At 73.7% G+C, this 19,366-nt stretch carries 22 protein-coding genes; 13 read left to right on the forward strand and 9 right to left on the reverse strand.

Annotation, left to right across the window (positions count from 1 at the left end):
• Positions 1-49 precede the first annotated feature (49 nt).
• Positions 50-883 carry an NUDIX domain-containing protein gene (locus tag OOK41_RS05585; protein WP_266263195.1) on the forward strand — a complete coding sequence of 278 codons (834 nt, stop codon included), beginning with the start codon at positions 50-52 and terminating at the stop codon, positions 881-883.
• Between the two features lie 135 nt (positions 884-1,018).
• On the opposite strand, the gene pstB is transcribed toward OOK41_RS05585, so the two are convergent.
• From pstB to OOK41_RS05620, 7 genes are all read right to left on the reverse strand, one after another.
• Positions 1,019-1,795: a phosphate ABC transporter ATP-binding protein PstB gene (pstB, locus tag OOK41_RS05590; protein WP_266263196.1), complete on the reverse strand. Its 777-nt coding sequence runs from the start codon at positions 1,793-1,795 to the stop codon at positions 1,019-1,021.
• Positions 1,796-1,815: 20 nt separating this feature from the next.
• Positions 1,816-2,904, reverse strand: a complete 1,089-nt coding sequence (gene pstA, locus OOK41_RS05595; RefSeq protein WP_266263197.1) for a phosphate ABC transporter permease PstA — start codon at positions 2,902-2,904, stop codon at positions 1,816-1,818.
• A complete protein-coding gene (gene pstC / locus OOK41_RS05600; RefSeq protein ID WP_117664900.1) occupies positions 2,901-3,995 on the reverse strand; it encodes a phosphate ABC transporter permease subunit PstC in 1,095 nt (364 codons plus the stop codon). Before pstC ends, pstA begins: the two co-directional genes overlap by 4 nt.
• Before the next feature lie 47 nt (positions 3,996-4,042).
• A complete protein-coding gene (gene pstS, locus OOK41_RS05605) occupies positions 4,043-5,149 on the reverse strand; it encodes a phosphate ABC transporter substrate-binding protein PstS (RefSeq protein WP_117664901.1) in 1,107 nt (368 codons plus the stop codon).
• Between the two features lie 293 nt (positions 5,150-5,442).
• A complete protein-coding gene (mshD, locus tag OOK41_RS05610) occupies positions 5,443-6,369 on the reverse strand; it encodes a mycothiol synthase (RefSeq protein WP_117664902.1) in 927 nt (308 codons plus the stop codon).
• A gap of 143 nt (positions 6,370-6,512) precedes the next feature.
• Positions 6,513-7,400, reverse strand: a complete 888-nt coding sequence (locus OOK41_RS05615) for a polysaccharide deacetylase family protein (protein WP_117664903.1) — start codon at positions 7,398-7,400, stop codon at positions 6,513-6,515.
• A gap of 201 nt (positions 7,401-7,601) precedes the next feature.
• Entirely contained in the window at positions 7,602-8,315 is a 714-nt protein-coding gene (locus tag OOK41_RS05620) for a response regulator transcription factor (RefSeq protein ID WP_266263198.1), read from the reverse strand.
• 253 nt (positions 8,316-8,568) lie between these two features.
• On the opposite strand from OOK41_RS05620, the gene OOK41_RS05625 reads away from it, so the two are divergent.
• The 6 genes from OOK41_RS05625 (at position 8,569) to OOK41_RS05645 (ending at position 13,375) form a co-directional block, all read left to right on the forward strand.
• Complete coding sequence (locus OOK41_RS05625) at positions 8,569-9,624, forward strand: hypothetical protein (protein WP_266263199.1); 1,056 nt, start codon at positions 8,569-8,571, stop codon at positions 9,622-9,624.
• A 163-nt stretch (positions 9,625-9,787) separates the two neighbouring features.
• Positions 9,788-10,576 (forward strand): DUF2993 domain-containing protein, encoded by a 789-nt coding sequence (locus tag OOK41_RS05630; protein ID WP_117664906.1) that lies wholly within the window; start codon positions 9,788-9,790, stop codon positions 10,574-10,576.
• Between the two features lie 105 nt (positions 10,577-10,681).
• Entirely contained in the window at positions 10,682-10,759 is a 78-nt protein-coding gene (locus OOK41_RS31870; protein ID WP_311202345.1) for an Ms5788A family Cys-rich leader peptide, read from the forward strand.
• 209 nt (positions 10,760-10,968) lie between these two features.
• Complete coding sequence (locus OOK41_RS05635; RefSeq protein WP_266263200.1) at positions 10,969-11,817, forward strand: sulfurtransferase; 849 nt, start codon at positions 10,969-10,971, stop codon at positions 11,815-11,817.
• Between the two features lie 3 nt (positions 11,818-11,820).
• Positions 11,821-12,141, forward strand: coding sequence for a DUF1416 domain-containing protein (locus OOK41_RS05640; RefSeq protein ID WP_117664908.1), 321 nt, complete (start codon positions 11,821-11,823; stop codon positions 12,139-12,141).
• A 358-nt stretch (positions 12,142-12,499) separates the two neighbouring features.
• Positions 12,500-13,375: a hypothetical protein gene (locus tag OOK41_RS05645; protein WP_266263201.1), complete on the forward strand. Its 876-nt coding sequence runs from the start codon at positions 12,500-12,502 to the stop codon at positions 13,373-13,375.
• A gap of 48 nt (positions 13,376-13,423) precedes the next feature.
• Here the strand turns inward: OOK41_RS05645 and OOK41_RS05650 are convergent, their stop codons facing one another.
• Positions 13,424-13,786: a DsrE family protein gene (locus tag OOK41_RS05650; protein ID WP_117664910.1), complete on the reverse strand. Its 363-nt coding sequence runs from the start codon at positions 13,784-13,786 to the stop codon at positions 13,424-13,426.
• A 23-nt stretch (positions 13,787-13,809) separates the two neighbouring features.
• Here OOK41_RS05650 and mtfM point away from each other — a divergent pair, with 23 nt between their 5' ends.
• From mtfM to OOK41_RS05680, 6 genes are all read left to right on the forward strand, one after another.
• Positions 13,810-13,914, forward strand: a complete 105-nt coding sequence (mtfM, locus tag OOK41_RS05655) for a small membrane protein MtfM (RefSeq protein ID WP_266263202.1) — start codon at positions 13,810-13,812, stop codon at positions 13,912-13,914.
• A 173-nt stretch (positions 13,915-14,087) separates the two neighbouring features.
• On the forward strand, positions 14,088-14,681 hold the full coding sequence (locus tag OOK41_RS05660) for an FABP family protein (protein WP_117664911.1): 594 nt from the start codon (positions 14,088-14,090) through the stop codon (positions 14,679-14,681).
• 174 nt (positions 14,682-14,855) lie between these two features.
• Positions 14,856-15,284 (forward strand): Fur family transcriptional regulator, encoded by a 429-nt coding sequence (locus tag OOK41_RS05665; protein WP_117664912.1) that lies wholly within the window; start codon positions 14,856-14,858, stop codon positions 15,282-15,284.
• Positions 15,281-16,393, forward strand: a complete 1,113-nt coding sequence (locus OOK41_RS05670) for a folate-binding protein YgfZ (protein ID WP_117664913.1) — start codon at positions 15,281-15,283, stop codon at positions 16,391-16,393. Before OOK41_RS05665 ends, OOK41_RS05670 begins: the two co-directional genes overlap by 4 nt.
• Positions 16,394-16,449: 56 nt before the next feature.
• Positions 16,450-17,280 carry a 3-keto-5-aminohexanoate cleavage protein gene (locus OOK41_RS05675; protein ID WP_117664914.1) on the forward strand — a complete coding sequence of 277 codons (831 nt, stop codon included), beginning with the start codon at positions 16,450-16,452 and terminating at the stop codon, positions 17,278-17,280.
• A 172-nt stretch (positions 17,281-17,452) separates the two neighbouring features.
• Positions 17,453-18,412, forward strand: a complete 960-nt coding sequence (locus tag OOK41_RS05680) for an asparaginase (protein WP_266263203.1) — start codon at positions 17,453-17,455, stop codon at positions 18,410-18,412.
• Between the two features lie 86 nt (positions 18,413-18,498).
• Here the strand turns inward: OOK41_RS05680 and OOK41_RS05685 are convergent, their stop codons facing one another.
• Positions 18,499-19,296: an alpha/beta fold hydrolase gene (locus tag OOK41_RS05685; protein ID WP_266263204.1), complete on the reverse strand. Its 798-nt coding sequence runs from the start codon at positions 19,294-19,296 to the stop codon at positions 18,499-18,501.
• Between the last annotated feature and the right edge of the window lie 70 nt (positions 19,297-19,366).

The following is a 19,366-nucleotide window of genomic DNA, read 5'->3' on the forward strand; positions in this document are numbered from 1 at the left end:
CCACGTCCGCCGGAGGGGCCCAGCCACCCAGCGGGACTAGGCTCGGCGCATGACGATCGACAGCGACGGCTTCGCCGCCCCGCCGGCCCTGGTCGAGCACGCCCGCCGGTTCCGCGCCGAGGGCGGCCCGCCGGCGCGGCCCCGGGTCGCGGCCACCGTGCTGCTGCTCCGTCCGGCCGGCGCCGACTTCGAGGTGTACGTCATCCGCCGCGTCGCCGCGATGACCTTCGGCGGCGTGTACGCCTTCCCCGGCGGCGGGGTGGACCCGTCGGACTCCCAGGCCCACCTCGACTGGGCCGGTCCCGAGCCGGCGGCCTGGGCCGGGCGGCTGGGCGTCGCGCCGGACGCCGCCCAGGCCGTGGTGTGCGCCGCCGCCCGGGAGGTCTTCGAGGAGTCCGGGGTGCTGCTGGCCGGCCCGGACGCCGCGACCGTGGTGGGCGACGTCAGCGGCGACGACTGGGAGGCCACGCGGCAGGACCTGGTGGCCCGCCGCCGGGGCTTCGCCGGCCTGCTCGCCGAGCGGGCGCTCACCCTCCGGTCGGAACTGCTGTTGCCGTGGAGCCGGTGGATCACCCCGGAGTTCGAGCCGCGCCGCTTCGACACGTACTTCTTCGTCGCCCTGCTGCCGGCGGGGCAGCGGACCCGGGACGTCTCCGGGGAGGCCGACCACACGATGTGGGTCCGCCCGGAGGACGCCCTGGGCCGGGCGGAGGCCGGCGAGCTGACCATGCTCCCGCCGACCCTGGTCACCCTGGCCCAGGTGGCCGCCGCCGGTGACCTCGCCGGGGTGGCCCGCGCGTCCGCCACCCGCGACGCCGCCACCCCGATCACCCCCCGCCTCGACCTCCCGGAGACCGGCGAACCCCGCTTCGTCCTCCACTAACCCCACCCCGCCCCCACGCTGCGCCGATCTTGCACTTGCCGCCCGGACAAGACGGGCACAGCTCCCGAATCGGGGGCCGTAACTGCAAGATCGGCGGGCGGGCGGGCGCGGAGGGGAGGGGCGCGGAGCGGTGGTTCAGCCGAAGCGGCCGGTGATGTAGTCCTCGGTCTTCTTCTGGCTCGGGTTGCTGAAGATCTTCTGGGTGTTGTCGTACTCGATCAGGCGGCCCGGGTCGCCGGTCTTCTCGATCGAGAAGAAGGCCGTACGGTCCGAGACCCGGGCGGCCTGCTGCATGTTGTGCGTGACGATGATGATGGTGAACCTCTCCTTGAGCTGGAACATCAGGTCCTCGATCGCCAGCGTGGAGATCGGGTCCAGCGCGGAGCACGGCTCGTCCATCAGCACCACCTGCGGCTCGACCGCGATCGTCCGGGCGATGCAGAGCCGCTGCTGCTGACCGCCGGACAGGCCCGCGCCCGGCTTGCCGAGGCGGTCCTTCACCTCGTCCCACAGGTTCGCCGAGCGCAGCGCCCGTTCGGCTGCCTCGTCCAGGATGGACTTCTTGCGTAGCCCGTTGAGCCGCAGCCCGGCCACCACGTTCTCGAAGATGCTCATGGTCGGGAACGGGTTCGGCCGCTGGAAGACCATGCCGATCATCCGGCGTACGGCGGTGACGTCGACGTCGCGGTCGTAGATGTTCTGCCCGTCGATGGTCAGGTCGCCCTCGACCCGGGCGCCCGGCAGCACCTCGTGCATCCGGTTGATCGACCGCAGGAAGGTCGACTTGCCGCAGCCGGACGGCCCGATCAGGGCGGTCACCGTCTTCGGCTCGACGGTCAGGTTGATGTCCTCGATCGCCTTGAAAGCGCCGTAGTAGGCGGTGACGTTCGAGGCGTCGATGCGCTTGGCCATGGTGGTGGTACCTCCGGGGTTCATCGGCCGAGCCGGTTCCGGCGAGCCAGCAGCTTCGCCGCGACCGTCAGGATCAGCACGAGGGCGACCAGGGTCAGCGCCGCCGTCCAGGCCCGTGCCGGGGCGTACTTCGACGCGTCGCCGGCCTGCTGGTAGACGAAGAGGGCCAGCGACGACTGGTTGTTCTCGAACGGGTTGAAGTTGATCGCCGCGCCGCCGCCGGCGACGAGCAGCACCGGCGCGGTCTCGCCGGCCGCCCGCGCGACGGCGAGCATGACGCCGGTGACGATGCCGGGCAGCGCGGTCGGCAGCACGACCCGCAGGATGGTCTTCCACTTCGGCACGCCGAGGGCGTACGCCCCCTCGCGCAGCGGCGCGGGGACGAGGCGCAGCATCTCCTCGGTGGAGCGGACCACGGTGGGCAGCATCAGCACGCTCAGCGCGAGCGCGGCGGCGAAGCCGGAGAAGCCCGGCCGCCCGTCGTTGAACACCGGCGAGACGACCAGCACCCAGAACGCCAGCACGAACAGGCCGGAGACGATGGACGGGATGCCGGTCATCACGTCGACGAAGAACCGGATCGCGAAGGCGAACCGGCCGCGGCCGTACTCGACCACGTAGATGGCGCAGAGGATGCCGAGCGGGACGGTGATCAGCGCGGCGATGCCGACCTGCTCCAGCGTCCCGACGATCGCGTGGTATGCCCCGCCGTTCGGGTCCCGGGCCCCGATGTTGTTCATCGAGGTGTTGAAGAAGTCGCCGTCGAGCCGCTCGACGCCCTTGCTGACCAGCGTCCAGACCACCGAGGCCAGGGGCAGGACGGCCAGCACGAACGCGGAGTGGATCAGCGCGCTCCAGGTGCGGTTGCGGGCCGAGCGGCGGCCCTCGACGGCGTTGCTGGCCGCGAAGAGGCCGGCCAGGTAGAGCAGCGCGGCGACCACCACGACGAGGACCGGGCCACCGAGGCCGGTGCCGTACACGACGGCGGCGGCGACCAGGAGGGCCGCCAGGGCGATCGCGGGCGGGGCGTACCGGGGGAGGCGTCTGGCCCGGAGCGTGGCCGGCTGGGCCGGCGGCCGGGTGCGGTGGTTGGCGATGGTGGTGGTCATGCGGCCGACTCCGTGAACTCCCGGCGGCGGTAGATGATCGCCCGCGCGGTGATGTTGACGATCAACGTGATGGTGAACAGCACCAGGCCGGAGGCGATCAGCGCGCCCCGCCCGGTGTCGTTCGCCTCGCCGAACGCGTTGGCGATGTTGGCGGCGATGGTGTTGCCGCCGTTCTCGATCAGGTTGAACGAGATGCCGAAGGTGATGCCGAGCGTCATCGCCAGCGCGATGGTCTCGCCGAGCGCCCGGCCCAGGCCGAGCATGACCGCGGCGATGATGCCGGGGCGGCCGTACGGCAGCACCGCGGTGCGGATCATCTCCCACCGGGTCGCGCCGAGCGCGAGCGCCGCCTCCTCGTTGGCGGTCGGGGTCTGGAGGAACACCTCGCGGGAGAGCGAGGTGATGATCGGCAGCACCATGATCGCCAGGACCAGCGAGCCGAGCATGATCGACTTACCGAACGGGCCGTCGCCGCCGAAGATCGGGATCCAGCCGAAGTACTGGTTCAGCCAGGCGGAGAAGTCCCGGACCGGGTTGACGAAGATGTCCCGCCCCCAGAGCCCGAAGACCACGCTCGGAACGGCGGCGAGCAGGTCGATCAGGAAGCCGAGGGCGGTGCCGAGCCGGCGGGGCGCGTAGTGGGACAGGTAGAGGGCGATGCCCAGCGCCACCGGCACCGCGATGAGCAGGGCCAGCGCGGAGCTGAGCACCGTGCCGAAGGCGAGCGTGCCGATGCCGAACTTCGGTGCGGTGTCGTTGGGCGACCAGCCCTCGTACGTCCAGAAGTTCTCGGTGTTGGCGCCCAGGGCCGGTACCGCCTTGGCGATCAGGAAGACCGCGATGGCGGCGATGATCACCAGGACGGCGGTGCCGGCGGCCAGGGTCAGGCCGCGGAAGGCGCGCTCCGCGCCGAAGGCCCGCGCCCGGGGCAGGCCACCGCCGCCGCCGAGGCCGTCCCCGCCCGGGGTACGGGTGCTGACTGGTGACTCGGCCACACGCGCCGAGGCACCGGCGGGCCGCTGCTGGCCTGATGAGGCCACGCGGATCCCGCCGGTGCCGGCGTCGGCCGAGCGGTGAGGGGTTTCACCCATCTGCTCGCTCGCTTCGAGTTGAGGGAGGTGGTGGTGTCGGGGTCGGATCAGGAGAGGTTCTTGACCGCGGCCTCGACCTTGGTCCGGACCGATTCCGGCAGCGGGGCGTAGCCCAGCTCGGTCAGCTCGGCCTGGCCCTGGCTGCTGGCCGCGTGGCCCAGCAGGCCCTTGACCAGCGGCAGCTTGTCGGCGGCGAGGCCCTTGCCACACACGATCTCGTAGGTCACCAGGACGATCGGGTACGCCCCGGCCTCCTTGGTGTTGTAGTCGACTGACATCTTCAGGTCGTCGCCCTGGCCCTCGATCTTGGCCCCGGCGATGGTCTTGCCCGCGTTCTCGGCGGTCAGCTCGGCGAACTCGCCCGCGCCGTTACCGATCTTGGCCATCTTCAGGCCGGCGTTCTCGGCGAACGACCACTCCATGTAGCCGATCGAGCCGTCGGCGCCCTTGACCGAGCTGGCCACGCCGTCCGAGCCCTTGGCGCCGGTGCCGCCCGGGGCCTTCCACGCCTTGGCGTTCTCGAAGGTCCAGTCGGTGCCCGCGGTCTTGGCCAGGAACTTGGTGAAGTTGTCGGTGGTGCCGGACTCGTCCGAGCGGTGCACCGTCTGGATGGTGGTCGACGGCAGCTTCGCGTCCGGGTTGTCGGCCTTGATGGCCGGGTCGTCCCACTTGGTCACCTTGCCGGCGAAGATCTTCGCCAGGGTGGCCGGCTTGAGCTGGAGGCTGTCCACGCCGCTGACGTTGTAGGCGACGGCCACCGGGCCGATCACCATCGGCAGGTGGATGGCCGTGGCCCCGGAGCACTTGGCGTCGGCCTGCGGCTGCTCCTCCGGCTTGAGGGCCGAGTCGGAGCCGGCGAAGTCGGCGGTGCCGGCGATGAACGCCTGGATGCCGGCGCCCGAGCCGGACGGCTCGTAGTTGATCGTGCTGCCGGCGCACTTCTGCTGGTACGCCTTGATCCACTCGGCCATGGCGTTCTTCTGGGCCGAGGAGCCCTGTGCGTTCAGGGTGCCGGTGGCGCAGTCGGCCGCGGCGGCCGAGCCGGAGGCGGAGGCGCCGCTGGCGGGCTCGTTGTTGTCCGAGCCGCATGCACTGAGACCGAGCACCGCAGTAAGAGCGAGGCAGGCGATAGTGCCGTGCCGCTGGAGCTTCACCTGAGGGGTTTCCCTTCACGTTCGGACGGGCCGCTCCGGATGGGGGCCCGGGGAGGGCCGGCGTGACCGGCTGACCTGAAAGCTAGGAGTGCCAGGTAGCCGGATCGCCCGTCGGAAGTGAACGAGGAGTGAACAGGTGCGGCCGGAAAAGTGGCCGTGGGCTGAGGACGGGTTGTCCAACTAGTGAACGCGCGGCCGAGTATCGCTATTAATACGATATTTCATGACAGTCGTTATCGCGTCGAGGCCTTCGCGTGACGTTGCCGTGACGCGGGTGACGCGGGTTCGGCGGCTCAGTCGAGGTGGTAGTTGACGTGGGCGCACCAGCGGGCGAAGCCCGTCCGCTCGTACAGCGCGACCGCCGCGGTGTTCGACTCGTCGACGTAGAGCATGACCCGGTCCAGCCCCCGCCGGTCCCGCAGGTACGCCAGTCCCGCCGTGGTCAGCGCCCGGCCCAGGCCGCCGCCGTGCGCCGCCGGGTCGACCCCGAGCACGTAGACCTCGCCGATCCGGGCCGACCCGGGCCGCTCGTGCACCTTGGTCCAGTGGAAGCCGAGCAGCCGCCCCGTGGCGGACTCGACGGCGAGCAGGAAGCCGGCCGGGTCGAACCACGGCTCGGCGAGGCGTACCCGCAGGTCGGCCGCCGTCCATCGGCCCTGCTCGGGGTGGCTGGCGAAGGACCGGGCGTTGAGCGCGAGCCAGGCGTCGTCGTCCGCCCCGGGGACGAACGCGCGCAGGACCACCCCGTCGGGCAGGCGCGGCTCGGCCGACAGGTCGGCCAGCGGGCGACGTAGCTGCCAGAGCACCCGGGCCCGGGTGAGGCCGAGGTCGACGGCCAGGGCGGCGGCGGACGGGTGGTCGCCGTGCGCCCAGGCCCGCACCGGCCCGTCGGCCGCGTCGAGCACTGCCCGGGCCAGCGCCCGGCCGGTGCCCCGCCGCCGACGGGTGGGGTGGACGGCCAACTCCACGCCGACGCCGGCCGCCGGGTCGGTGGTGTCCAGGTGGGCGTACCCGGTCAGCGTCCCGTCCGCCGCGCGGGCGGCAAGGTGGACGGCCGGGGCCTTCGGGTCGCGTAGCCGCAGCAGCGTGTGCTCGTCGAACGGGTCGGCCCCGTCGGCGTCCCCGGCCGCCCGGGCCAGGGCCAGCACGTCGGCCGCCTCGGCCGGCGTCAGCGCCTCGTTGCGGGTCACCCGGTCGGTCGTCGGCTCGGCGCTGCTCATCCCGTAACCGTAACGGGTGCCCGTCCGGGCCGCCGGGAGCGCCGACGGCGGCGACCACCGCCGTGCCACCGGGAGCGGCAGCCGGGGCCGGGCTGCCGGCTCTGGGCCGGTCCCGGCGCCCGGCCCGCCGCCGGGGAGGGCGCTCAGGTGGTGCCGGTGCGCAGGGCCTCCAGCCGGAACCGGCCGGTCAGGTCCGGCAGGATGTCGTGCAGCGCGTCCACGGTGCCCTGCCGGTCGCCGCCCGCGTCGTGCAGCAGCACGACCGCGCCCGGCTGCACGCCGGCCAGGACGGCGGAGGCGATCTTCGCGGCCCCCGGCGCCCTCCAGTCCGACGGGTCGACGGTCCAGTGCATCGGGGTCATGCCGAGCTCCTCGGCCGCCGACACCACCGGGTACGTCCACGCGCCGCCGGGCTGCCGGAAGTAGCCGATCGGGGCGTCGGGCACGGCGTCCCGGATCGCCGCGTTGGTGCGCAGCAGGTCGGCTCGGATCACGCTCGGCGACCGCTTGCCGAGCAGCACGTCGTGCTGCCAGGAGTGGTTGCAGAGGGTGTGCCCGTCGGCCACGATCGCCTGGATCAGGTCGGGGTGGTTCTGGGCGTTCTCACCGACCACGCAGAACGTGGCCTTGACGCCGTACGCCCGCAGCAGCGCCAGGACCTGCGGGGTGTACTGCGGGTCGGGCCCGTCGTCGAAGGTGAGCGCCACCTCTGCCGAGCCCGTGTCGACCCGGGCGCCGAACAGGCCGTCGTCCGCTGTCTTCGACGGCTTCCTGGTGGCGCCGTCCTGGCTGCCCTCGGTGGGCCGGGCGGTGGGGACGGCGGGGCTGGGGGTCGGCGCCCGGTCCCGCCCGGGGCTGGCCTCCGGCGGCTGGTCGGTGGAGTGCGGGTCGTCCGCGTTCGCCGACACGCCGGTGGAGCGCGGGTGCGGCCCGGGCACCATGCTCTGCCCGAGCGCGTACGCGGAGCCGAGCAGCGCGGCCACCACGACCGCGGCGAGCCCGACGAAGCGTCCGCCCGTTTTGGGGCCCATCAGCCGACACCGCCGCCCGGGTGGCGGGACCGGCCCCGCTTCGCCCCCGTGGTCATCGCACGCACCGTCGCCCCTTTCGCCGTCAACCCGGCAATAAGAATAAGGCTAACGAGTAGCGCAAAACGGGCAAATTGGAAACAGTTCGACCGGCGGGGTTCACCTGCCCGGACCGTCGAGGGGCCGGCCTCGGTGGATCGTGGCTCAGACCGGGATCGGGGCGTGCTCGGACTCGGGCAGCGACCGCGACGGCGGCACGACGAACTTGTAGCCGACCTGGCGGACCGTGCCGATCATCGACTCGTACTCCGAGCCGAGCTTGGCCCGCAGTCGCCGCACGTGCACGTCCACCGTCCGGGTGCCGCCGAAGTAGTCGTAGCCCCAGACCTCGCGCAGCAACTGGTCCCGGGTGAACACCCGGCCCGGGTGCTGGGCCAGGAACTTCAGCAGCTCGAACTCCTTGTACGTCAGGTCGAGCGGCCGGCCCTTGAGCTTGGCGGCGTAGGTGTCCGGGTCGATGGTCAGCTCGCCGGCCCGGATCGAGCCGCCGGCCCCGGCGGTGGCGTTGCTCAGTCGGCCGACCGCCAGCCGCAGCCGGGCCTCGACCTCGGCCGGACCGGCGCTGGCCAGGATGACGTCGTCGACGCCCCAGTCGGCGTTCAGCGCGATCAGTCCGGCCTCGGTGACCACCGCGACCAGCGGCACGCCGAGCCCGGTGGCGTGCAGCATCCGGCAGGTGGCCCGGGACTCGCTCAGCTCCGACCGGGCGTCCACCAGCACGGCGTCCGGGCTGGGCCCGGCCACCAGGGTGCGGACGTCGCGCGGCGCGGTACGCACCGAGTGCGGCAGCAGGTCGAGCGCCGGCAGCACCACCGACGGTTCGCCCGCGCGTGCGGTCACCAGCAGCAGGATCTCCACACGATCACCTCCGTCCCGGCGGCCCTCGGCCGCGCGCGACCAGCGGCACTCCCGACTGGGGGGTGGCGCTGAGAACTTGCGTGGGTCCCGGCGTCGCTGACGGGCGGGTATCGGCTTGAGCGTAACCGAACACCCCGCCTGCGCTTCCGGGCCGTTTCCGTTTTGTCTGCCTTGCCCGCGATCGCGCCGCAGGTTTTAACGTTGCCGAAACCGTGGCCACCGCGGCGACACCCGGGTCTGGCACGATCGGGACGTGTATCCCCCGACCTCCTCCGAGGCCGGCCGGGACCCGTGGGTCGACGACGACGTCCCACCAGGGCCGGCCGGTCGTGCGCACCCACCGGCCCCGCGCACCGGCCCGGACGTCGACGACGACGGTCCCCCGGCCCGGCGGGGGCACCCCCGCCGGCTGCGCCGCAGCGGCGACCCGGGCCGGCGGCCCGACGACGAGGCCCTCGACGACGTCGACGAGGAGGAGTTCGAGCCGGTCGAGGTACGCCGGCCGCTCTCGCTCACCGTCGCCGGGTTCGCCGCGCTGCTCGGCGTCGGCCTGGTGCTCGGCGCGCAGACCGCCGGGCCCGGCCACCGGCTGCCGTTCGCGTTCATCATCTTCGGCGTGCAGCTGATCTTCGTCCTGGCCTGGACGATGGCCATGCGCCCGCCCGCGCTGCTGCTGGTCGGCCTGGTCAGCACGGTGGTGGCCGCCGCCGCCGACACCGCCGCCGTGCAGTCCGACATCGCCGGCCTCGCCCCACTCGGGTACCTGGCCGCCGGCGGCTTCCTGCTCGGCGTGCTCGGGCAGCTCGTCCGCCGGGTCGACCGGGTCCGGGTCACCGACTCGCTCGGCACCACCCTGCTGATCGTGGTCGGCGTGGTTGCCTTCGCCACGCTCATCGTGCTCAGCCGGATTCCGGCCGGCACCCAGGCGATCACCGTCTGCCTCACCGCCACCGGCGTCGCGCTGACCGTCGCCCGGCTCACCGACGCGGTGCTGCCCTGGCCCCGGCTCGCGCCGCAGGTGCCCCGAGGCGCGGCGGGCGTGGTGGCCGGCGCGATGGCCGGCACCCTGGCCAGCGCCGTCCTGGGCAGCTACCTGGTCAGCTTCACTCCGACCAGCGGTGCGGTGATCGGGCTGGTCACCGCCGCCACCGCCGTGCTGGCCGATCTCGCCGTCGGGTACGCCGAGGCGGGCCGGCTGATGGCCGGCGAGCCGCCGACGATGTGGGTCGCCCGGCACATGCAGGGCCCGCTCGGCGGCTTCGCCCTGGCCGCCCCGGCGGCGTACGCGATGTGCGTGCTGTTCCTGTGAGCGACCGGCCGGCGGGCCCGTCCACCCGGCGGCCCGCCCGCCGGCCGGACCCGGCCGGCGGTTGAGGGCTTCCCCGTCCGGGTACTGTGCGGTGCGCCGCAGGGCAGCAGCACCGGAGCGTCGGCGTCCCACCGGGGGCCGGCCAGGACAGAAGGAGGCGGGCGTGACGGAGGCCTACCCGGCGCACGAGGAGCGCCCCCGGCGACGTGGGCGCAAGGTGCTCATCACGCTCCTGGTCCTGCTGGTGCTCCTGGCCGGGCTGCTGGTGGCCGCCGACCGGATCGCCGCCGGGGTCGCCGAGCGGGCCATCGCCGACCAGGTCCGCCAGGAGGTCGCCAAGCAGGAGGCGCAGTCCTCGGCGCCCGAGGTGGAGGTGGGCGGCTTCCCCTTCCTCACCCAGGTGCTCGACGGCAGGTACGAGCGGATCTCCATCAAGCTGCGCGACGTGCGGGGCTCGGTGCGGGGCGACGCCGTCAGCCTGCCGGCGCTGGACGTCGACGCCCGCAACGTGCGGGCCTCCCTGGACACCCTGCGCACCCAGCGGGGCGACGTGGTCGCCGAGACCGTCGACGGCACCGGCACCATCACCTACGACAGCCTGGCCAAGCTCCTCGACCGGCCCGGACTGACCCTCGGCGAGCGGGACGGCAAGCTCGCCGTCACCGCGCCGGTCGACATCCTCGGGCAGAAGCTCACCGTCACCGGCACCGCCGAGGTGACGGTCGGCAAAGAGGGGCAGGTGTCGCTGGGCTTCAACGACCTCGACGCCGAGGGGCTGCCGAACATCCCGCTGGCCCGGACCCTGCTCAACAACTACGCCAAGGGCCTCTCGATCGACGTTCCCCTGCCCGAACTGCCGTTCCAGCTCGTCGTGCGCGAGGTCAGGCCGTTGCCCGAGGGGCTCGCGGTGACCGCCGCCGCGAAGGACGTCCCGATCAACTCGGCCGGCTGAGCCGCCCGGGTCCGGACCGGACCGGCCTCGACCAGCCGGGATGGCCGTCCCGGATGCTGGTCGGGCCGGTGGCGCTCCCCGGGACGGCTGGTAGGCTCCCTGCTCATGGGGACGCTCCTCACCAAACGGCGCGCGGTCGACCTGTGCCGCGTGGCCACCTGCCTGTGTCGCCCCGTCATCTGACGGCGGGGCTGTCCTCGGCCGCCTGACGGCGGCAACCGGCCACAGGGTCTGCGTACCCTCCGGTGTTTCCCCCTCTTCGCCCGGCAGCGGCGCCGTCGCACGAACCCGTGATCCCGTCCTTCCCTTTGGGTCTCGCGCGTGGTGCGATAGTCACATACTTCGATCCCCTCGCGCAGGCTCACCATCCATCCTCACCAGGGAGTGATCTGATGAGTCGCGACACCGCGCTCGTCTCGGCCGAATGGGCCGAGAAGAACATCGACGCCCCGGGCGTCGTCTTCGTCGAGGTCGACGAGGACACCTCGGCCTACGACACCGGCCACATCGCTGGCGCGATCAAGCTGGACTGGAGGACCGACCTCCAGGACCAGGTCCGCCGGGACTTCGTCAACAAGAGCCAGTTCGAGGCGCTGCTCTCCGAGCGCGGCGTCGGCAACGACGACGTCGTCGTGCTGTACGGCGGCAACAACAACTGGTTCGCCGCGTACGCGTACTGGTACTTCAAGCTCTACGGCCACCGCGACGTCAAGCTGCTCGACGGCGGTCGCAAGAAGTGGGAGCTGGACGCCCGCCCGCTGGTCACCGGCGCGGTGACCCGGCCGAGGACCGAGTACGTCGCGCAGGAGCCGGACAACACGATCCGCGCCTTCCGCGACGAGGTCGTCGACGCGATCGGCACCAAGAACCTGGTCGACGTGCGCAGCCCCGACGAGTTCGCCGGCCGGCTGCTCGCCCCCGCCCACCTGCCGCAGGAGCAGGCGCAGCGCGCCGGCCACATTCCCACCGCGATCAGCGTGCCGTGGTCCAAGGCGGCCAACGAGGACGGCACCTTCAAGTCCGACGACGAGCTGCGCAGGATCTACGCCGCCGCCGGGCTGGACGACGGCAAGGAGACCATCGCGTACTGCCGGATCGGCGAGCGCTCCTCGCACAGCTGGTTCGTGCTCCAGGAGCTGCTCGGCCACCCCAACGTGAAGAACTACGACGGTTCCTGGACCGAGTACGGCTCGCTGGTCGGCGTGCCGGTCGCGCTCGGCGACGAGCCCGGGGAGGCCTGAGTCATGACCGCTCCCACCGCTGCCGGGTGCGCCGCACCCGACCAGGCCGCCCCGTTGCCGGCCAGCCTGGACCTGGAGAAGGAGACCGTCATCACCGGCGTCGTCCGGTCCGAGGCCGGCGAGGTCGTCCCGGGCGCGTACGTCCGGCTGCTCGACTCCACCGGTGAGTTCACCGCCGAGGTGGTCACCTCGCCGGCCGGCCAGTTCCGCTTCTTCGCCGCGCCCGGCAACTGGACGCTGCGGGCGCTCTCCCGGCACGGCAACGGCGACACCAGCGTCGCCGCCGCGCGCGGGATCAACGAGGTAGCTGTCACGGTCGCCTGAGGTGCGCGGAAGGCTTCCTTCCTGACACCGGACCGTTGCGCGTCGGCTCGGGCCGGTCGCCCCCACGGGGGTGACCGGCCCGAGCCGTACCCGGTCCGGGCGAGCTCACGAGATGCGGCCGCGGGGTGGCCCACCCGCCGGATGCGGTGACGCCCTGCCCGGGTGTCGCCCGCAAGCTCGCGCTTGGTCCAGCAGACCGTGGCCTCCCTCGCTGCGCCGTGGTGGCAGGCTGCCTCCGCGCCGTCGCAGCCGAGGGAACGGGCGTCTCAGGTGCTGGCCGTTGGGTCGATCGCCCCCTCGCCGCCCGGCGAGCCGGCGTGCCGACGGGGGCGGAGACCCCGCGTGACACGATAAGCGGGTGAGTGGTGCTGTCCAGGCGGGATACGCCCCGCAGACCGGTCCCGACGAGCCGACGCCCACCCGAGGGCGGTCCCGGTGGCTCCTCGTGGTGACCGTGGCCTGGGCGGTGCTGCTCGGCGCGCTCACCTGGGTGTCGGTCCGCGACGACGGGCCGACCGTCCGAGAGCAGCGCACCCTGGCCCAGGCCGGTCCGGTGGTCGACCGGGCGGTGGGTGAGCTGGTCGCGGCGGCCGGCGACCGGGTCGTCGCGCTCGCGCCGGACCGGATCGAGACGGGCTGCCGGGTGACCCCGCTGCTGGACGGCGCGACGCTGGAGCGCGCCGTGGAGGTCGCCGACCCCGGCGCGGACCCGCGCGCGGTGCTCACCCAGATCGCCGACCGGCTTCCGGCGGGCTGGCGGGCCGGCGTCCGGGTGACCGGCGACGGACCCCGGCTGCGGGCCGACGCGGGGGAGTTCGTGCTCGTGGCGGGGCGGCCGGCCGGCGACGGGCTGGTCCGGCTGACCGTCCGCACCGGGTGCCGCCCGGTCGGTGCCGGGTACCGTCCGCCCGCCGCCCAGGGCGGCCCGGAGGCCGAGGCCCTCGCCGCCGCGCTGCGGGCGCTCGGCGGCCCGACTGTCCCGCCGCAGCGGCCGGCCGCTGCCCCCGAGCCGCAACTGCTGGCCGCGCCCTGCCCCGGCGGCGGCGATCGTCAGGCGCGCACCGCCCGCGCCACCCTCGATCCCGCCCCGGAGGCCCCGTCCCGCGCGCTCGCCGCGCTCGCCCGCGACGCCGTCCTGGTCGACACCCCCGAGGCGTACGCCTACCGCCAGGACGCGGTCACGGTCGCCCTGCTCGGCGACGAACTCACCGCCACCACCTCCTGCGCCCCCTGACCCGCCCGCACGCGTCGGCCCTGCCGGGCGGGCCGGTCGGGAGGTCTGTCAGTAGACCAGCGCCTGTGCCCCCTCGGTCATGGCCTCCTCGACGAAGACCGCCGCCCCGGCGATGCGCACCCCCGGCAGCACGTCGCCCGGGCCGATGTCCCGGCGGGCCGCGCACTGGGTGCAGGCCGTCACCTGGCCGGTGCTCATGATCACGTGCAGCAGCTCGGCCAGCGGCGCGGAGTGCGGTAGCTGGAACTCCTGCGCCCGGCCGGGCAGCGCGAACCAGGTCGACTCCCCGGTGAGCCAGAGCGAGACGTCCACCCCGGCAGCCGCCGCGGTGGCGGCGACGGTGAAGGCCTGTGCGCACCGCTCCGGCGCGTCCGCGCCGGCGGTGACCTTGACGACGAGAGTACGGGCCATGGCGCCAGCATAGGATGGCCCGGATGGTTACCGAGATCGGGTTCGTCAGCCTGCTGGTCGCCGGCCTCGGCGCGCTCGCCGGCGGCCTGGTCTACCTTGCCGTACGCATGTCGAGAGGATGTTGGTGAGCGCGAGGAGTGAGCCGGGTCTGCGAGCCCCGCAGTCGCGAACGGAGGCAGTTCGGTGAGCGCGAGGAGTGAGCCGGGTTTGCGAGCCCCGCAGTCGCGAACGGAGGCAGTTCGGTGAGCGCGAGGAGTGAGCCGGGTTTGCGAGCCCCGCAGTCGCGAACGGTGGTAGTTCGGTGAGCGACGAGAATCCCCTACAGCCGCCGTGGTTGAACGCGCCCCCGGTCGACCCGTACCCGTACGAGGAGAGCCACGACCTGCGGGTGGGCCCGAAGCTGCACCCCGCACTGGACGGACTGCTGCCCTACGTGGGGGTGTGGCGGGGCCGGGGCCGGGGTGGCTACCCGACCATCGAGGACTTCGACTACGCCCAGGAGATCCGGATCAGCCACGACGGCCGGCCGTTCCTGTTCTACGAGTCGCGGGCCTGGGTCCTCGACGAGGAGAGCCGGCCGGTGCGCCCCGGCGGCCGGGAGGTGGGCTGGTGGCGTCCGGTGCTCGACGGCGACGGCCGGGCCACCGACGAGCTGGAGGCCCTGATGTCCGTGCCGACCGGCGTGATGGAGCTGCACATCGGCAAGCGCAAGGGCACCCAGCTCGAGTTCGTCACCGACGCCGTGGTCCGCACCTCCACCGCCAAGGAGGTCACCGCCGGGCACCGGCTCTTCGGCATTGTCGAGGGCGCCCTGCTGTACGCCCAGGACATGGCCGCCGTCGGCCACCCCCTGACCCCCCACCTCTCCGCCCGCCTCCTCCGCACAGCCGGCTAACCCAACCCAACCCACCCCCTCCCGGGCACACCGGGTTGATCAAGAGGTTCGTGTCACGTTGGAGCGTTCCCGGGGACGCGAACCTCTTGATCAACGGGAACGGGTGGATGGCTGGGGGAACGGGGGTGGGGCGTGGTCCGGGGGTGGGGCGCGGGGGCGAACTATGATCGGAGGGTGTCCGAATCCTCCCTCGCGGAAGTGCTCCGCGCCCGTGGGCTGCGGCTGACGGCGCAGCGGCAGCTGATCCTCCAGGCGGTGCTGGACCTCGGGCACGCCACACCGGAGCAGGTGCACGGTGCGGTCCGCGAGGTCGCCGCCGGAGTCAACATCACCACCATCTACCGGACGCTGGAGCTGCTGGAACGTCTCGGCCTGGTGACCCACACCCACCTTTCGCACGGCTCGCCCACCTACCACGCGGCCGGGGAACACCAGCACGTCCACCTGGTCTGCCGGGAGTGCGGCGCGATCGACGAGATCGACCGGGAGCTGCTCCGGCCGCTCGCCGACCGGCTGGTCGGTGAGCGGGGGTTCCGGGTGGACATCGGGCACGTGGCGCTCTTCGGCGTCTGCGGTCGTTGCGAGGACGGGGAGCGGAAATGATCGACATCGCGGGCGCGATCGCGGCCGAGGCCATCGACGAGCAGACGCGGGACCAGCCGGAGCCGGCGCACCGGGCGGCCGGGGTGCGCGGGGTCGCCGCCCACTACGGGGACCCGATGCGGGAGCAGCGCGTCCTCGACACCGCCGTGGGCCTGGTCGACCGGTCGCACCGGGGGATCGTCGCCGTGCCCGGTGAGGAGCGGATCGGCTGGCTGCACACCCTCACCACCCAGCACCTGGCGACGCTGACCGCCGGCGAGGGCACGGAGTTGCTGGTGCTCTCCCCGCACGGCCACGTCGAGCAGCACGCCATGGTCGCCGAGGACGGCGAGACCACCTGGCTGGACACCGAGCCGGGAGCCACCGAGGGGCTGCTCACCTACCTGGAGAAGATGCGGTTCTTCAGCCGGGTCGAACCGCGCGACGCCACCGGAGAGCACGCCCTGCTCTCCCTGGTCGGCCCGGAGGCGACCGGCGCGCTCGGCACGCTGGGCGTGACCGGGCTGGCCGGGCCCGACACCGTCGGGGTGCCGGGCCCGAAGTTCCGCTCCGGCGAGCTGCCGCCCCGGCCGACCGTCCGGTACGCCGTCGCGTCGCTGCCGATCGGCGGGTGGGCCCGCCGGGGCCCGCTCGGCGTGGACCTGCTGGTGCCCCGGCCGGCCATGGACCAGGTGGTCGCCGAGCTGCGCGGGGCCGGGGTGCCGGTGGTCGGGCTGTGGGCGTACGAGGCGATCCGGGTGGCCGCCCGGCGGGCCCGGGTCGGGGTGGACACCGACCACCGGACCATTCCGGCCGAGGTGGACCTGATCGCACCGGCCGTGCACCTGGACAAGGGCTGCTACCGGGGTCAGGAGACCGTCGCCCGGGTGCACAACCTGGGCCGGCCGCCGCGTCGCCTCGTACTGCTGCACCTGGACGGGGTGACCACCGACCAGCCGCCGGCCGCCGGTACCCCGGTGACCCTGGACGGCCGGGCGGTCGGTTTCGTCGGCACCGCCGTGCACCACCACGAGCTGGGCCAGGTCGCCCTGGCGGTGGTCAAGCGCAACGTCGCAGACGACGCCCGCCTCCTGGTCGGCGGGACCGCCGCCGCGATCGACCCGGCCTGAATCGGCGTTCAGTTCGACGCTCGACCCGACCGGGTGGGCCGTCTAGGATCGCCGGCATGACGACAGGGACGTTGATCACGGTTGCCCCCACCGGCGCGGAGTCGGCGAAGGCGGAGGTCCCGGCGCTGCCGGTGACCCTCGACGAGCTGCTGCTGACCGCCAAGGAGTGCGAGGCGCTCGGGGCCGCCGTGATCCACGTCCACATCCGTGACGGCGACGCGCGGCCCACCCTCGACCAGGGGCGGCTGCGGGAGACGGTGGCCGCGCTGCGGGAGAACACCGACCTGGTCGTGCAGCTCTCCTCCGGCGGGGCGGTGACCGACCCCGAGGCCGACCGGCTGGCCGTGCTGGACGCCGGGCCGGACATGGCCTCCTGCACCATGGGCACGCTCAACTTCGGCGACGACGTCTTCCTCAACCGCTGGGAGTTCATCGTCGACCTGCACACCCGGATGCAGGAGCGCGGCATCGTGCCGGAGTACGAGATCTTCGACCTCGGTCACCTGACCGCCCTTCAGCGCCTGCTCGGCAGGTACGGCCTGCCGCACGGCGGGCACGTGCACGTCGACTTCGTGATGGGGGTGCCGGGCGGCATGCCGGGCACCACGTCGGCGCTGGTCGCCGCCCACCAGGCGCTGCGCGACCTGCCGGCGGGAACCACGTTCTCGGCCACCGGCATCGGCCGCAGCAGCATCCCGGTGATGCTGGCCTCGCTGTCGGCCGGCGGGCACCTGCGGGTCGGGATGGAGGACACCGTCACGTACGCCAAGGGGCAGCCGGTCGAGTCGAACATGCAGCTCGTCGCGCGGGCGGTCGGCTTCGCCCAGCTCGCCCAGCGCCCGCCGCTGACCACGGCGGCGGCCCGCGAGCTGCTCGGCCTGGCCTGACCACGTCCTCCGCGACCTGTTCGGCCCGCGCCGGCCGTGGCGAGGCGGGGTGCGGCCGGCGCCGGCTCCCGCCGGTAAGTCCCGCTTCGGCCCGCGCCCCTGTCGTCGGCCGGGCAGCCGGCCTGCTCACCCGCGTTCCGGCCGCCGCCGGCCCGTCGGTACCGTCCACGTCGTGAGAACGACGTACGAGGGCGGCGTGCCGCTCGCCGAGGTGGTCCGCTCGGGCTTCGTGGAGGGGCTGCACCACGGCTCGGTGGCGGTGCTCGACGCGGCCGGCGCGCCGGTGGCCGGTGCCGGGGACGTCACCTCCCCGATCTTCCCCCGCTCGGCGAGCAAGCCGATGCAGGCGATCGGGATGCTCCGCGCCGGGCTGGCGCTGAGCGACCCGGCCGACGTGGCGCTGGTGTCGGCCAGCCACGCGGGGGAGGACTTCCACGTGGCCCGGGTGGGCGCGCTGCTGGCCGCCGCCGGGCTGGACGAGTCCGCCCTCGACTGCCCGCCCGACCTGCCGCTCGGCGAGCTGGCCCGGGAGGCCGTGCTGCGGGCCGGCGACGGGCCCACCCGGGCCCGGATGAACTGCTCCGGCAAGCACACCGGCATGGTGCTCACCTGCCTGGCCGCCGGCTGGTCCCGGGAGGGCTACTGGCGGCCGGAACACCCGTTGCAGCAGCGGCTGCGGGCGGCCGTCGAGGAGTTCACCGGTGAGCGGGTGGCGGCCGTCGGGGTGGACGGCTGCGGGGCCCCGGTGCTCGCCGTCTCGCTGACCGGGCTGGCCCGGGCGTTCCTGCGGCTGGTAACCGGCGAGCCCGGCTCGGCGGAGCGGACGGTCGCGGACGCCATGCGGGCGTACCCGGAGGTCGTGGGCGGCACCTGGGCCGAGGACAGCCGGCTGATGCGCGGCCTGCCCGGCACGCTCGCCAAGATCGGAGCGGAGGGGGTGATCGCCGCCGCGCTGCCGGGCGTCGGCGCGGTCGCCGTGAAGATCGACGACGGGGCGACGCGGGCCCGGATGCCGGTCCTGGTCTCCGCGCTGCGCCGGCTGGGCGCCCGGGCGCCGGTCCTCGACGAGTACGCCGAGCTGCCGCTGCTCGGCGGCGGCCTCCCGGTCGGAGCGGTCCGCCCGCTCTGGTGACCGGGCGGGAAGGGGACCCTCGCCGGCGTCGGCGCGGGACCCCTTCCTCACCCGAATAGGTCCAGCTCACTCCAGGAGGTCGAGGCTCACCTCAGGAAGTCGAGCAGGGCGGGGTTGACGGCGTCCGGGCGCTCCAGCGGGAGCAGGTGGCCGGCGTCCGGGACGTCCGGCAGCCGGACCGCGCCGGGCACCTCGGCGGCGATCCGGTCGGCGAGCCGGCGGATGTCCGGCACGTCGGCCGCTCCGGCGGCCACCAGCACCGGTACGCGCAGCTCGCCGAGCCGCTCGATCGCGGGCGGGTCGAGTTCGGCCACGTCCACGGCGCTCAGCGCCAGCTCGGCGGCGAGCGCCCGGCGGTCCATCTCCTCCGCGAACCGGACCAGTGCCGGGTCGACGTCCTCCGGACGGCGGCCCGGGCCGACCACCCAGAACCGCACCTCACCGGCCGCGCCGGCCGCGAAGTCCTCGGGGTCGGTCTCGCCGACGAGGCCGTCCCAGAGGTCGTTGGCCTCCTCGGACCACTCGTTGCCGCCGATCGCCGTGCCGAGTAGGGCGAGCGCGCGGACCCGTCCCGGGTGCGCCAGGGCGGTGTCGGTCGCCACCGCTCCGCCGAACGAACAGCCCACCAGCGCGGCCTGGGGCAGGTCCAGCGCGTCCAGCAGCCCGACGACGTCGTCGTGGTGGGCGAACGGGCCGGGGGGAAGTTCGGAGTCGCCGTAGCCGCGCAGGTCCACGGTGATCACCCGGTGCCGGGTGGCCAGGGCGGGCACCTGTTCCCGCCACATCCGCCGGTCGGCGATTCCGGCGTGCAGCAGCACGACGGGGGTTCCGCTGCCGGTGTCGTCGTATGCGAGGTTCGCGCCGTTGATCTCGATCTTCGTCACGACGGGAAAAGGTACGGACCGGACAGGCGGCACGCAACCGGTTCTGAGACCTCGCTAACTCTGGTTAGCA

Source organism: Micromonospora sp. NBC_01655 (assembly GCF_026339755.1).
Lineage (GTDB): Bacteria > Actinomycetota > Actinomycetes > Mycobacteriales > Micromonosporaceae > Micromonospora.